The sequence below is a fragment of the Paractinoplanes deccanensis genome (genome assembly GCF_016862115.1).
Taxonomy (GTDB): Bacteria; Actinomycetota; Actinomycetes; order Mycobacteriales; family Micromonosporaceae; genus Actinoplanes; species Actinoplanes deccanensis.
Genome location: NZ_BOMI01000117.1, coordinates 20,727 through 34,261, shown reverse-complemented (window position 1 = coordinate 34,261; position 13,535 = coordinate 20,727). Strand labels below are relative to the sequence as shown.

General features: G+C 71.8%; 13 protein-coding genes. 6 read left to right on the top strand and 7 right to left on the bottom strand.

The annotated features are described in order from the left end of the window. Positions 1-10: 10 nt before the first annotated feature. Genes Ade02nite_RS29670 through Ade02nite_RS29655 form a run of 4 tightly spaced genes read right to left on the bottom strand, consistent with a single transcriptional unit; the run spans position 11 to position 3,781 of the window. Complete coding sequence (locus Ade02nite_RS29670; RefSeq protein ID WP_203771107.1) at positions 11-640, bottom strand: acetyltransferase; 630 nt, start codon at positions 638-640, stop codon at positions 11-13. Next, a complete protein-coding gene (locus Ade02nite_RS29665) occupies positions 637-1,752 on the bottom strand; it encodes a DegT/DnrJ/EryC1/StrS family aminotransferase (protein WP_203771225.1) in 1,116 nt (371 codons plus the stop codon). Before Ade02nite_RS29665 ends, Ade02nite_RS29670 begins: the two co-directional genes overlap by 4 nt. Positions 1,753-1,760: 8 nt before the next feature. Further along, the gene (locus Ade02nite_RS29660; RefSeq protein ID WP_203771104.1) at positions 1,761-2,726 is read right to left on the bottom strand and encodes an NAD-dependent epimerase/dehydratase family protein; all 966 of its coding nucleotides are present in this window, start codon (positions 2,724-2,726) and stop codon (positions 1,761-1,763) included. Beyond that, complete coding sequence (locus tag Ade02nite_RS29655; protein ID WP_203771102.1) at positions 2,723-3,781, bottom strand: Gfo/Idh/MocA family protein; 1,059 nt, start codon at positions 3,779-3,781, stop codon at positions 2,723-2,725. The genes Ade02nite_RS29660 and Ade02nite_RS29655 overlap by 4 nt, the downstream gene beginning before the upstream one ends. Positions 3,782-4,020: 239 nt before the next feature. On the opposite strand from Ade02nite_RS29655, the gene Ade02nite_RS29650 reads away from it, so the two are divergent. After that, complete coding sequence (locus tag Ade02nite_RS29650) at positions 4,021-4,611, top strand: acyltransferase (RefSeq protein ID WP_203771100.1); 591 nt, start codon at positions 4,021-4,023, stop codon at positions 4,609-4,611. Between the two features lie 34 nt (positions 4,612-4,645). Then, entirely contained in the window at positions 4,646-6,445 is a 1,800-nt protein-coding gene (locus tag Ade02nite_RS29645; RefSeq protein ID WP_203771098.1) for an alkyl/aryl-sulfatase, read from the top strand. A gap of 53 nt (positions 6,446-6,498) precedes the next feature. Here the strand turns inward: Ade02nite_RS29645 and Ade02nite_RS29640 are convergent, their stop codons facing one another. Then, on the bottom strand, positions 6,499-7,587 hold the full coding sequence (locus Ade02nite_RS29640; protein ID WP_203771095.1) for an endo-1,4-beta-xylanase: 1,089 nt from the start codon (positions 7,585-7,587) through the stop codon (positions 6,499-6,501). Positions 7,588-7,763: 176 nt separating this feature from the next. Here Ade02nite_RS29640 and Ade02nite_RS29635 point away from each other — a divergent pair, with 176 nt between their 5' ends. The 4 genes from Ade02nite_RS29635 (at position 7,764) to Ade02nite_RS29620 (ending at position 12,459) form a co-directional block, all read left to right on the top strand. Beyond that, entirely contained in the window at positions 7,764-9,629 is a 1,866-nt protein-coding gene (locus Ade02nite_RS29635) for a glycoside hydrolase family 15 protein (RefSeq protein WP_203771092.1), read from the top strand. Beyond that, positions 9,626-10,396, top strand: coding sequence for a SigB/SigF/SigG family RNA polymerase sigma factor (locus Ade02nite_RS29630; RefSeq protein WP_203771090.1), 771 nt, complete (start codon positions 9,626-9,628; stop codon positions 10,394-10,396). The genes Ade02nite_RS29635 and Ade02nite_RS29630 overlap by 4 nt, the downstream gene beginning before the upstream one ends. Before the next feature lie 70 nt (positions 10,397-10,466). Continuing rightward, a complete protein-coding gene (locus Ade02nite_RS29625; protein WP_203771088.1) occupies positions 10,467-12,047 on the top strand; it encodes a methyl-accepting chemotaxis protein in 1,581 nt (526 codons plus the stop codon). 34 nt (positions 12,048-12,081) lie between these two features. Further along, the gene (locus Ade02nite_RS29620; protein WP_239169162.1) at positions 12,082-12,459 is read left to right on the top strand and encodes a YccF domain-containing protein; all 378 of its coding nucleotides are present in this window, start codon (positions 12,082-12,084) and stop codon (positions 12,457-12,459) included. 38 nt (positions 12,460-12,497) lie between these two features. Here the strand turns inward: Ade02nite_RS29620 and Ade02nite_RS29615 are convergent, their stop codons facing one another. Beyond that, positions 12,498-13,100: a ribonuclease FAU-1 family protein gene (locus tag Ade02nite_RS29615; protein WP_203771086.1), complete on the bottom strand. Its 603-nt coding sequence runs from the start codon at positions 13,098-13,100 to the stop codon at positions 12,498-12,500. 18 nt (positions 13,101-13,118) lie between these two features. Then, entirely contained in the window at positions 13,119-13,508 is a 390-nt protein-coding gene (locus Ade02nite_RS29610) for a hypothetical protein (protein WP_203771084.1), read from the bottom strand. Positions 13,509-13,535 lie beyond the last annotated feature (27 nt).

Genomic DNA, 13,535 nt, shown 5'->3' with positions numbered 1-13,535 from the left:
TTTTCAACTCCTAGGAAAGGGGACGGATCAGGCGGGCCGGGTTGCCGGCCCAGACCTCACCGGCGGGCACGTCGTGCAGCACGACCGACCCCATGCCGACGAGAGACCAGGCGCCGACCTTGACGCCCTCGCGGATGAGGGCGCCCGAGCCGGCGTACGCGCCCTCGTCGAGCACCGCGCCGCCGCCGAGGCGCACGCCGGAGGCGATGGTGCAGTAGTCGCCGACCCGGTCGTCGTGGGTGAGCACGGCCTGCGGCATGACCGCGACGTGCGACCCGACGGCGACGTCGGCGGTGAGCACCGTGCCGGCGAGCAGCACGGTGCCGGGGCCGAGGACGCTGCCCGCGCCGACCGACGCGAGCGGGTGCACGACCGTCGCGTACCGCTCCGCGGGCAGGCCGAGACGCTCGACGATCTGCTTGCGGGCGGTGAAGTTGCGCGGATTGCCCACGCAGACCACGACCGCCGCGTCCGTCTCGTGGACCCGCTCGGTGCCGCCCAGGATCGGCAGGCCGGATCGGACGGTGCCGTGCAGGGCCGGATCGTCGTCGAGGAAGCCGAGGACGTTCCAGGTGTCGCGGGCGGCCGACGCGGTCTCCCGCGCGAAGCCGCCCGCGCCGACGATGACGAGGTCCGTCACGGCCTGGCCAGGTCGCGCAGCACGCCGACGATATGGTCCTGGTCGTCGGTGGTCAGCGCGTGGTGCAGGGGCAGGATGAGCGAGTCGCGGGTGATGCGCTCGGTCACCGGCAGCGGCGCGTGCTCGACACCCTCGTAGGCGGGCTCGAGGTGGGCGGCCATGATGCCGCGCCGGGCCGACACGCCGCGGCGGGCCAGCTCGGCCAGCACGTCGTCGCGGCTCGTGCCGTACGACGGGTTGATGAGCACCCAGAACGACTGGTAGTTGGTCTGGCCGTAGGCGGGGTCACGCACAGGCACCAGACCGTCGATGTCCGCGAGCAGCTCCTGGTAGCGCGCCGCCTTGGCCCGCCGGTCGGCGACCAGGCCGGGCAGCCGGCCGAGCTGCACGAGCCCGACCGCCGCCTGGATGTCGGTCATCCGGTAGTTGTAGGCGGTCTCCAGGTAGGCCTCGAGCACCGGCTGGGCGCTCGCGTGCCGGTCGGCGGCGGAGACGTTCATGCCGTGCTCGCGCAGCCGGCGCAGGCGCACGGCCCGGTCGGCGTCGTCGAGCGTCACCATGCCGCCCTCGCCGGTGGTGATGAGCTTGCGGGGGTGGAACGACCAGGCGGCGAGGGCCGCGCCGGTGCCGGCGGGCTGGCCGTACGCGGTGGCGCCGGCCGCGCAGGCGGCGTCCTCGACAAGCGCGACACCCCAGCCGTCGGCGGCCTTGCGCAGGGCAGCCGTGTCGAACGGGACGCCGCCCTGGTGCACCGCGATAACCGCGCGGGTGCGTGCGGTGCGCACGGCGTCGACCGTCTCGACCGTGAGGTTGCCCGTGGCCAGGTCGACGTCGGCGAAGACGGGCGTCGCGCCCACGTAGCGGACCGCGTTGGCCGTGGCGATGAACGACAGCGACGGGACGACGACCTCGTCACCGGGCTTGATGTCGAGCACCACGAGGGCGAGGTGCAGGGCGGTCGTGCAGGAGCTGACCGCGACGCCGTGCGAGGCGCCGACGGTGGTCGCGAACTCCTGCTCGAAGCGGGCGACGCGCGGCCCCTGGGCGACCCAGCCGGAGCGGACCGCCTCGGCCGCGGCCTGAGCTTCTTCCTCTCCCAGCTGGGGAATCATCACGGGGATCACTTTGACGACCGCCACCAGTCCACGAGCCCCTGCAGGCCCTCGTGCAGCGACAGCTCCGCGCGGAAGCCGAGCTTGTCGGCGGCGGCGCTGGTGTCGGCGAGGCGCCGGGTGACGCCGTTGACCGCGCGGGCCGGGCCGAACTCGGGCTCCAGGTCGCTCTTCATGACCTCGCTCAGCGCGGCGGCGAGGTCGCGCAGGCTGGTCTCGGTGCCGCTGGCGATGTTGAAGACCTCGTCGGTCACGTCGGCGCGGGCGGCCAGGATGTTGGCGCGGGCGATGTCGGCCACGTGGACGAAGTCCATCGTCGCGAGGCCGTCGCCGAGGATCAGCGGCGGCGTGCCCGACTCGATGCGCTCCATCCAGCGGATGAGCACCTCGGTGTAGAGGCCGTAGATGTCCATCCGCGGGCCGTACACGTTGAAGTAGCGCAGCGCGACGTAGTCGAGGCCCTTCATCGCGTGGAAGCTGCGCAGGGTCGCCTCGTTGAACGCCTTGGCCGCGCCGTAGAACGTGTCGTTGTTGTACGGGTGGTGGCGCTCGGTGGTCGGGAATTCCTCGGCCAGGCCGTAGACGGAGGCCGACGAGGAGGCGATGAGCTTCTTGACGTCCGCCTCGGCCGCGGCCTCGACGACGTTGAAGGTGCCGTCGACGAGCACCTCGTTGGCGAGCCGCGGCTCCTCGGCGCACTGCGTGATGCGGATGGCGGCGAGGTGGAACACCAGGTCCTTGCCGGCGGTCACCCGCTTGACCAGGGCGACGTCGCGGATGTCGCCCTCGACCAGCTCGACCGGCCCGTTCTCGAGCGCCCAGGCCAGGTTCTCCCGCCGGCCGCGCACGAAGTTGTCCAGCACCACGATCTCCGCGGCGCCGCCGCGGACCAGCTCGTCGACGACGTGCGAGCCGATGGTGCCCGCCCCGCCCGTGACGAGGGCGCGCGCGCCCTCGATCTGTACGCCCGTCACGCCATGTGCCCTTCATCGAGTTTGATCATCGTTCCGCCCTCGGCCAGGCTACGAGACGCGGCCTGGAGGATTTCGAGGACCCGCAGTCCGGAACGGCCGTCGGTCAGCGCCGGCTCGCCGGTGGTGATGGCCCGCCCGTACTCCTCGACCATCGTGCGCAGCGCCTCGCGCTCGGTCAGCGCCGGCGCGACCATGTCGCCGGAGCGGTAGGAGACGAGGATGTCGCGGCGCTGCTCGTCGCCGAGCTCCTCGGGCGAGGCCACGTCGACGCCGCGGTCGTAGATGGCGACCCGCTGGCTGGGGTTGAGGTCGTCCCACACGAGCGTCCGCTTGGACCCGCCGAAGATGGCGGTACGGATTTTGACCGGCGACAGCCAGTTGACGTGGATGTGGGCGATCGCGCCGTTGCTGAGCTCCAGCGTCAGGTATGCCACGCATGCCCGGCCCGCACCGATACCGTCCGCTCCGTGCGCCGCGACGGCGACCGGGCGAACGTTGCCGGGCAGCACGAAGTCGAGAATGGACAGATCGTGGGGCGCCAGGTCCCACACCACGTCGATGTCGCGCTGGACCAGGCCCAGGTTGATGCGCACCGAGTCGAGGAAGTGCAGCTCGCCCAGCTCGCCCGAGTGCAGCAGCTCGCGGATGCGCAGCACGGCCGGCGTGTAGCAGTAGGTGTGGTCGCACATCAGGGTCAGGCCGCGGCGGTCCGCCTCCTCGACCAGGGTGCGGCCCTCTTCGTACGTCGCGGCCAGTGGCTTCTCCACGAGGACGTGCTTACCGGCTCGCAGTGCCGCCATGGCGACCGGCAGGTGAGTGCCGGCCGGCGTGGCGATGGCGACGGCCTGAACCTCGGGGTCGGCGAGCACCTCGTCGAGGTCGGCGGTGACCTGGACGGTCGAGTAGTCGCCGAGGACCCGGCGGGCCCGGTCGACGTCGAGGTCGCAGAGCCAGCGCAGCCGGAAGGCGGGCACGGCCTGGAAGTTGCGGACGAGGTTGGGGCCCCAGTACCCGGCCCCGACGACGGCGATACCGATAGGAGTAGTCACGGACATCCGTTCCGGTTGCACGGTGGACGGCGGAAAGTAGTGCCGTGCCGGAAGCTATCGATCCCGGCGCACCCGCCGGAAGGGGGTGGGCGGAATTCCGGCCGAGGCCGGGAGGGGCCGCCGGTACGTTCGGTCGAGCCTCCCCGACTCTCGGTCAAAGTGGACGACGACCATCGGGCACAATGGGCCGCCGGGTCGATTTCGCGACACCTTTTCTTGTTTCCCGGCCGCTAGTCTGGCCCGCTATGAGTCAGGTTGCGCCCACGGCGGATGTCGATGACCGTGCCAAGATCGGCGAAGGCACCCGAATCTGGCATCTCGCGCAGATCCGGGAAGATGCCGTGCTCGGCAGCAATTGCAACGTCGGCCGCGGGGCGTACGTGGGTCCCGGCGTCGTGATCGGCGACAACGTCAAGCTGCAGAACCACGCGCTGGTCTACGAGCCGGCCCGCCTCGCCGACGGCGTCTTCATCGGCCCGGCCGCCGTGCTGACGAACGACGAGTATCCGCGCGCCGTCACGCCCGACGGCCGGCTGAAGACCGGTGACGACTGGCACGCGGTCGGCGTGACGATCGGTGAGGGCGCCGCCATCGGCGCTCGCGCGGTGTGCGTGGCGCCGGTGACCGTGGGTCGCTGGGCGCTCGTGGCCGCCGGGGCGGTCGTCACCAAGGACGTGCCCGACTTCGCGCTCGTGGTCGGGGTGCCCGCCCGCCGCGTCGGCTGGGTCGGCCGGGCCGGGCGGCCGCTGGAGAGCAAGGGCGACGGCACGTGGGTCTGCCCCGAGACCGGTGAGACCTACACGGAGGCCGGCGGGCGTCTCACCCCCGCTGGGTGAAGCCCGTCCGCGCCGTCGCGGCGACGCTGGCGGCATGAGCGATCTGCGATACGACGACCGGACGGACTTCGACGACGCCGACCGCGGCCGGATCGGCGGGCTGGACCCCTGCGTGGTGACGAACGCCGAGGGCCGGACGGTCTGGGACAACGACTCCTTCGGCTTCCTCGACGGGCCGTGCCCGGACACGGCGAACCCCAGCCTGTGGAGACAGTCGCAGCTCTGCGCCAAGCACGGGCTGTACGAGGTCACCGCCGGCATCTACCAGGTGCGCGGCCTCGACCTGTCGAACATGACGCTGGTCGAGGGCGACACCGGGGTCATCGTCATCGACCCGCTGGTGTCGAAGGAGGTCGCGGCCGCGGCGCTGCGGCTCTACCGCGACCACCGCGGCGACCGGCCGGTCACCGGCGTCATCTACACGCACTCGCACATCGACCACTTCGGCGGGGTGGCCGGCGTCGTCGAGGGTGACGTGCCGATCCTGGCGCCGGAGGGCTTCCTCGAGCACGCGGTGGCCGAGAACGTGTACGCCGGCACGGCGATGCTGCGCCGCGGCATGTTCCACACCGGCAGCCCGCTCCCCCGCGACGCGCGCGGCCTGATCGGCACCGGGCTCGGCCAGACCGCGTCCACCGGCGAGGTCACCCTGCTGGCGCCGACCGTGGACATCACGCACACCGGCCAGGAGGAGGTGGTCGACGGCGTCCGCATCGTCTTCCAGGTCACGCCGAACACCGAGGCGCCCGCCGAGATGAACTTCTTCTTCCCGGACCGGGCGGCGCTGTGCATGGCCGAGAACGCGACCCACAACCTGCACAATGTGCTGACGCTGCGCGGCGCGGTGGTCCGGGACGCGCGGATGTGGTCCCGCTACCTCAACGAGGCCCGGACGCTGTTCGCGGACCGGGCGGACGTCCTGTTCGCCTCGCATCACTGGCCGACGTGGGGACGCGAGCGGATCGGCACGTTCCTGGCGCAACAGCGCGATCTGTACGCGTACCTCCACGACCAGACCCTGCGCATGCTCAACCAGGGGCTGACCGGCGCCGAGATCGCCGAGACGATCGAGCTGCCGCCGGAGCTGGCGGGGGCGTGGCACGCGCGCGGCTACTACGGCTCGGTCAGCCACAACGTCAAGGCGATCTGTCAGCGCTATCTGGGCTGGTTCGACGGCAACCCGGCGCACCTGTGGGAGCATCCGCCGGTGGAGTCGGCCCGGCGCTACGTGGACTGCATGGGCGGCGCCGGCGAGGTGGTGGCCAAGGCCCGGGGGTACGTGGACGCGGGCGACCTGCGCTTCGCGGCCCAGCTGCTCAACCACGCGGTGTTCGCCGAGCCCTCGCACGCGGCGGCCAAGGCGCTGCTCGCCGAGGTGTACGAGCGGCTCGGCTTCGGCGCGGAGAGCGGCACGTGGCGCAACTTCTACCTGACCGGGGCGCAGGAGCTGCGCGACGGGGTCTCGATGGGCGACGACTGGGTGAGCGCCTCCGGCATGGCGCACGCGCTCACGATCGAGCAGCTCTTCGACTCGATCGCGGTGCGGGTGAACGGGCCCCGCGCGTGGTCGGCGTCGCTGACCATCGACTGGCGCTTCACCGATCTCGGTACGGCGTACCGGATGACGCTGTCGAACGGCGCGCTGATCCACTGGCCGGCGGAACCGTCCGCCGGCGCCGATCTGCGGCTCGCCCTGACGAAGCCGCAGCTGCTCGGCATCCTGGCCGGCCGCGGCCTCGAGGGCGTGGAGACCGAGGGCGACCCCAAGGTGCTCCAGCTGCTCGTGGAGCTGCTCGACGAGCCGGATCCGGCGTTCCCGATCGTGACGCCCTGAGCGGTGCGGGAGAACCGCCGCCCGGGATGGCGGACCCGGGCGGCGGTCCGCTCTCAGCGGCGCGCGGCCTTCAGCGTGTCGCGCAGCGCGTAGTAGGCCGGCTTCTTGGCGAAGTCGTCCCACATCACCGTCGCGGCGCCCTCGGACGGGAAGAAGACGGGCACCCACGAGTACTTGTCGGTGAAGCCCCAGATCGTGAACGAGTTGCAGCCGTCCACGGCGAGGCACGCGTCGAGCACCGTCTTGTAGTAGGTGGCCTGGGTGGCCAGCTGCTCGGCGGTCGGCACGCCGCCCTCGGGCAGGTCCATGCGCACGTCGAGCTCGGTGATCGCGGTGTGCAGGCCGAGGTCGTCGAAGCGCTGGAGCACGCTCGCCAGCTGGTCGGGCGCGCCGTACCGCATGCTCAGGTGCGCCTGGGAGGCGAAGCCGTGCAGCGGCACGCGGTCGGCGAGCAGCTGCTTGGCCAGCGCCTCGTAGGCGTCGACCTTCACGCCCGGCCACTCGACGCCGTAGTCGTTGAGGAAGAGCTGCGCCCTGGGGTCGGCCTGGTGCGCCCAGCGGAACGCGTCGGCGACGATCCCCGGCCCGAGCTCACGGATGAAGATGTTCTCCTGGCGGTACTCGCCGTTCTCGTTGAAGATCTCGTTGGCGACGTCCCACTGCTGGATCTTGCCGCGGTAGTGGCCGACGACGGTGAAGATGTGGCTCTTGAGGATCGAGCGCAGTTCGGCCTTGGTGAACGTGCCCTCGTTGAGCCACGCCGGGTTCTGGCTGTGCCACAGCAGGGTGTGCCCGCGCACGACCTGGCCGTTCTCGCGGGCGAAGCGCACGATCGCGTCGGCCGGGCCGAAGTTGTACCGGTTGCGCTCCGGGTGGATGAACTCCCATTTCATCTGGTTCTCGGGCGAGACCGAATTGAACTCCCGGGCCAGGACCTTCCGGTACGGCCGGTCGTAGGTGAACGGATCGGGATAGGGCTGGTCGACGTGGTGCCCGCCGCCCGCGACCGCGGAACCGATCCGCAAGTCTCGGGGCGCGGCCTGCCGCAGGGTCTTCCCGTCGCCGTGACCGTGCGCCACGGCCGGTTGTGCACCGAGGGCAAGCAGGGGAAGCGCGACGAGGACGATCAGTGCCTTTCTCACAGCGACTCCTTTGTATGTGCCGGCGGCCCGGGCGCGATCGGTGGCGATCACGCGCGCCCGTAACTTCCGGAGTTCCCTCGAAACTTAGGGGGATCAAAGGAGTCCGTCAATGTGCCGGCCGCGCTTCACCCCTGGCGCATGAGGAAACCCGGCCGAAAACGCCGCATGCTGCCGTTATGCAAGACCACCCGCTCATCGCCGACCACGGCCTGATCGGCGACCTCCGGACGGCGGCTCTCATCGCCACCGACGGGACCCTCGACTGGTTCTGCGCACCGCGCTTCGACTCACCCAGCGTCTTCGGCGCGCTGCTCGATCCCGTACGCGGCGGCCGGCTCGCCACGCACCCGGCGACCGCCGGCTACACCGCCAAACAGCTCTACCTGCCCGACACCGCCGTGCTGATCACCCGGTTCATGACCGAGGCCGGCGTCGGCGAGGTCGTCGACTTCATGCCGATCGACGGCCACCACGACCGGCACCGCCTGGTGCGGCTGGTCCGCTGCGTCCGGGGCGAGATGACCTTCTCGGTACGGGTGGCCCCGCGCTTCGACTACGCCCGCGAGCCGTTCGAGACCCACCTCGCCGAGGACGGCGTGGTCTTCCAGGGCGCCCGCAGCGTGCTGACCGTCCGGCTGATCCGCGAGCCCGGCGACGCACGCGCCGCCACCGGCGTCGACGGCGAGGGCGACGTCCACGCCGAGCTGCGGCTGCGCGCCGGCGAGGCCCGCGGCCTGCTGCTGGAGACCGGCGCGGCCGGGCCGGTGAGCGCGGTCCCGGTGGCCGAGGCGCTGCGGCTGTTCGACGAGACGGTCGACTTCTGGGAGTCGTGGCTGGGCCGCTGCACCTACGCGGGCCGCTGGCGCGAGATGGTCAACCGCTCGGCGATCACGCTCAAGCTCATGACGTACGCCCCCACGGGCGCCCTGATCGCCGCGCCCACCGCGGCGCTGCCCGAGCAGATCGGCGGCGAGCGCAACTGGGACTACCGCTACACGTGGGTCCGCGACGCCTCGTTCTCGGTCTACTCGCTGCTCTCGCTCGGCTTCACCGACGAGGCGCTGGCGCTCGGCCGCTGGCTGCGCGACCGGGTCGACGAGCAGGACGGCAAGGACGGCGGCGGCCCGCTGCAGATCATGTACCGGGTCGACGGGTCCAGCGACCTCACCGAGGAGATCCTGCCGCACTGGAGCGGCTACCGGGGCTCGGCGCCGGTGCGCATCGGCAACGGCGCGGCCGGTCAGCTCCAGCTCGACATCTACGGCGAGGCGATGGACAGCCTGTACGTGGCCGGGCGGCACGGCCTCGCCCCCGGGCACCAGGGCTGGCTGGCGATCCGCGACCTGGCCGACTGGGTCGCGGCGAACTGGTCGCAGCCCGAGGAGGGCATCTGGGAGACGCGCGGCGGGCGCCAGAACTTCACGTACGGCAGGCTGATGTGCTGGGTGGCCCTCGACCGCGCCCTGCGGATGGCCGCCGAGCACGGCCGGCCCGCCCCGCTGGAGACCTGGCGCCGGGAACGCGACGCCCTCTACACCGAGATCATGACCCGCGGCTGGAGCACCGCGCGGCAGGCGTTCCGGCAGCACTACGACACCGAGGTGCTCGACTCGTCGCTGCTGCGCATGCCCACGGTCGGCTTCATCACCCCGGCCGACCCGATGTGGGCCTCCACCCTGCGCGCCATGGAGAAGGAGCTGGTCACCGACAGCCTGGTCTACCGGTACGACCCGGCGGCGTCCCCGGACGGGCTGCGCGGCTCGGAGGGCACGTTCTCGCTGTGCACGTTCGCCTACGTCTCGGCGCTGGCCGCCGCCGGCGAGCTGGACCGGGCCCGGCTCACCTTCGAGAAGATGCTCACCTACGCCAACCACCTCGGCCTGTTCTCCGAGGAGATCGGGCTCACCGGCGAGCAGCTGGGCAACTTCCCGCAGGCCTTCACCCACCTGGCCCTGATCGACGCGGCGGTGACGCTCGACCGGGAGCTCGACCGGCATCCGCGGGCCGCGGCCCGCCGGCACACCGTCGTGGCGGCTCGATGACCGCCGTCACCGCCCCGCCGGCCTTCGACCCCGATGCCCGCGCCCTCGTCGCCGCGGTGGCGCGCCTGTCCACGCGCCATCCGGCCTATCCGGCGCTGCGGCAGCGGGCCATCGAGGCGTGGCTGTCGCTCGCCCGGCACCTCGCCTACCGCTACATCGGGCGCGGCGAGCCGGCCGAGGACCTGCTCCAGGTGGCCGCGCTCGGCCTGGTCAAGGCCGTGGACCGCTACGACGGGGAGCGCGGCGTCGAGTTCACCACCTTCGCCGTGCCCACCATCGTCGGCGAGCTCAAGCGGCACTTCCGGGACCGGACCTGGTCCGTACGGGTGCCGCGCCGGCTCCAGGAGCTGCGCTCGGCCATCGCCGAGGCCGACAACGACCTGACCCACCGGCTGGGCCGCCGCCCGACCGTGGCCGACCTGGCCGCCGACCTCCAGATCGGCGAGGAGGAGGTGATCGAGGGGATGGAGGGCGCGAGCGCCTACACCGCGGCGAGCCTCTCCACGCCCACCGGCCCGGACGGCGAGCTCGACCTCTCCTCCACCCTCGGCGTCGAGGAGCACGGATATGCCCTGGTCGAGCTGCGCCTGATGCTCGGCCCCGCGCTGGCCACCCTCGACGAGCGCGAGCAGCGCATCCTGGCCCGCGACTTCTACGGCAACCTCACCCAGCGCCAGATCGCCGAGCTGGAGGGCATCTCCCAGATGCACGTCTCACGGCTGCGCACCCGGGCCCTGGCGAAGCTCCGCAGATTCGTTGAAGCTTGAAGTCTGAAGTTTCCGCCCCCGCCGTCGATAGGAAGGCCGCACAGCCAGGACGAGCAAGGGGCAGGACGCGGTGAAGGCAGCACGCTGGGTACGCGATCGCAAGGTCGCCACGAAGATTCTCTCGGTGGCGGGCGTGGCCGTCGCCGGCACGGTCGTCACCGGGGCGCTCAGCCTCGTGGGCATCGAGGACCTGCGCAACGAGCGCGCGGCCGAGTTGGAGCGCGCGGTCCCGTACATCACCAATCTGAACGACGCCGCGCTGACCGCGAAGGCCGCGGCGAACGACGAGCGCGGCTACCTGATCGCCGGGGACACCGACTACCGGGACTCGGCGCTCGACAGCAAGGAGCAGGTCGACGACGACCTCGCGGCCGCGCGCGCCCTGGGCGGCGCCTCCGAGCAGGCCACCGTCGACGCGATCAAGGCGGCGACGGACACGTGGTTCGCGGCGCTCGAGACCGAGTTCACCACGTACGAGACCGACCGGCAGGCCGCGGTCAGCGTCGCGCTCAACGCCAACCGTGAGCTGCGCAAGACGTACGAGACGCTGCTCTCGGCAGAGATCACCCGGGCCAACGACGCGCTCGTGGCCGGCGAGAGCTTCGACGCCACCGTCGACCGCACCCGCACCGAGGTGCTGATCGCCTTCGCCGCCTCGGTCGTGCTCGCGGCGGCCCTCGCCCTGATCGCGGCCCAGATGATCGTGCGGCCGCTGCGGAAGGTCTCGGGCGTGCTCGACGCGATGGCCGAGGGCGACCTCACCCGGGACGCCGACGTCGACCAGCGCGACGAGGTGGGCCACATGGCCGAGAGCCTGCGCCGGGCGACGACCTCCGTGCGCACCGCCATGGGTGACCTGTCGGCGCAGGCCAAGGCCCTCGACGAGGCGGCCGCGTCGCTCGCCGTGACGAGCAGCGAAAGCTCGGCGAGCTCGCAGGAGGGCGCCCGGCAGGCGGCCGCCGTGGCCGCGTCGGCCGAGGTCATGTCGTCGAACATCCAGACCGTCGCCGCGGGCGCCGAGGAGATGGGCGCGTCGATCCGCGAGATCAGCCAGAGCGCCACCCAGGCCGCGCAGGTCGCCACCCAGGCGGTCGACATCACGGCCGCCACCAGCGCGGCGATGGCCCGGCTCGGCGACTCCTCGGCCGAGATCGGCACCGTGGTCAAGGCCATCACGGCGATCGCCGAGCAGACCAACCTGCTGGCGCTCAACGCAACCATCGAGGCGGCCCGGGCCGGCGAGAGCGGCAAGGGCTTCGCCGTGGTCGCCGCCGAGGTGAAGGACCTGGCGCAGGAGACCGCGAAGGCGACCGAGGACATCAGCCGCCGCGTGGCCGCCATCCAGGCCGACACCACCGGCGCGATCACCGCGATCGAGCAGATCAGCGAGACGATCGCCCAGATCAACGACTTCCAGACGACGATCGCCTCGGCCGTCGAGGAGCAGACGGTCACGACGAACGAGATGAGCCGCAGCGTCGCCGAGGCCGCCAGCGCCGGCGGCGAGGTGGCCGGCACGATCGGCGACGTCGCCACCTCGGTGCGCGCCACCACGGCCGGCGTCGACGAGGCCCACCAGGCGGCCGGCCGCCTCACCCGGATGTCGGCCGAGCTTCAGGAACTCGTCAGCAGGTTCACCATCCGCGCGTGAGGCGGGGCTGGCACCCCCCGGTCATGATCGGGGGGTGCGACTGATCCTCAACATCCTCTGGTTCGTCTTCGGCAGCGGCTTCGTGCTGGCCATCGCGTACGGGATCGCGGCGCTGATCTGCTTCGCCCTGATCATCACGATCCCGTTCGGGGTGGCCGCACTGCGGCTCGCCGTCTACTCGCTCTGGCCGTTCGGGCGCACGATCGTCAGCCGCCCGGACGCCGGGGTGGCCTCGGGCATCGCGAACGTGCTCTGGGTGGTCGTCGCCGGCTGGTGGCTGGCCCTGAGCCACATCGCCGCCGGCATCGCCCAGTGCGTCACCATCATCGGCATCCCGTTCGGCATCGCCAACTTCAAACTGGTCCCGGCCGCGTTCTGGCCGCTCGGCCGCGAGATCGTCGACCTGGACTGACCCCTCCCGGCGAGATCCCGCACGACCGGCGGCGCACGCTACGACGCCCAGTCCGGAGGCAAGGCCAAGGGCCCCCACTCCACCGGCGGGGCGAAGGAGCGCCAGTCGCCGACGAGGGCGGGCCAGCCGGCAAGGCCGTCGATGATGTCGTTGCCTTGCCGCCAGGCCAGGGCCAACTCGCCGGGGGTCAGGTGGCCCGCGGCGAGGGCGGCCTCCGCCTCGTCGATGTCCTTCCACGTGGGCTCGCGGTCGGGACTGATCCACAGGTCCAGGTGCCAGTCGACGGAATCGATTCGGTCGCCGGCGCGGCGCTTCGGGGCTTCCAGGTTGACGTACCAGCCCGCGAAGTCACCGTTCGCCTCCCAGAAATGCACCACCTGGAACGGCGCGCCGAGCGGAACGACGCGCAACACCCCGCCGCCTTGCCACCTGCGCCGCGCGGTGGTCAGCGGAGCCGAGAACCTCGCCTCGAGCGGAAGGCTCCGCGGATCGCCACCGTCGGGCAAAGCCCAGTACATGATCTCGGTCTCCGGCGCGAGCCAGGCCACCACCCGCTCCCCGTCGTCCTCGACGACCCGCATGGGGAATGCGGCCTGCGGGGCGCCGTCGTGATACCGATAGCGCAGCAACACCGAATCCATCGAAGCATCCTCCGAAGGTCACGGCCGGCGGGAAGGCCGGGCCTCGGCGGCGGTCATCTCGCTGAGCCAGGCGTCGTCGGGGCGTTTGTGCTTTTCGTAGTGTTCGCGGCGGATGGCGCCGATCGCGCCGCTCGCCGGGAAGCGGGTGGCATCGAAGGCGACCACCGTGCCGAGCTCGGCGGACAGGGCGACGATCATGTCGGGGCTGTCGGACAGCAGCATCGACGTGTCGACCGCGAAGGCCCGGCCGTCGCCGCCGCCGAGCAGCAGGTCGAAGCGGCCGAGGACCGCGTCGTCGGCGCTCTCCACCTGGGCGCCGGGCACGAGGGCGCCCGCGTGCCGCGACAGCTGTGCCAGCAGTTGCGCCGGTTCGGCCGTCGCGGCGATGTAACCACAGTGGAGTCCCATGGCCGGCACCCTAGCGCCACAGGGCGA

Coding starts and splice junctions, on each gene's coding strand:
- Ade02nite_RS29650 (WP_203771100.1), top strand. CDS start 4,021: ATGAGTCAGGTTGCGCCCACGGCGGATGTCGATGACCGTGCCAAGATC.
- Ade02nite_RS29655 (WP_203771102.1), bottom strand. CDS start 3,781: ATGTCCGTGACTACTCCTATCGGTATCGCCGTCGTCGGGGCCGGGTAC.
- Ade02nite_RS29635 (WP_203771092.1), top strand. CDS start 7,764: ATGCAAGACCACCCGCTCATCGCCGACCACGGCCTGATCGGCGACCTC.
- Ade02nite_RS29610 (WP_203771084.1), bottom strand. CDS start 13,508: ATGGGACTCCACTGTGGTTACATCGCCGCGACGGCCGAACCGGCGCAA.
- Ade02nite_RS29615 (WP_203771086.1), bottom strand. CDS start 13,100: ATGGATTCGGTGTTGCTGCGCTATCGGTATCACGACGGCGCCCCGCAG.
- Ade02nite_RS29645 (WP_203771098.1), top strand. CDS start 4,646: ATGAGCGATCTGCGATACGACGACCGGACGGACTTCGACGACGCCGAC.
- Ade02nite_RS29665 (WP_203771225.1), bottom strand. CDS start 1,752: ATGATTCCCCAGCTGGGAGAGGAAGAAGCTCAGGCCGCGGCCGAGGCG.
- Ade02nite_RS29630 (WP_203771090.1), top strand. CDS start 9,626: ATGACCGCCGTCACCGCCCCGCCGGCCTTCGACCCCGATGCCCGCGCC.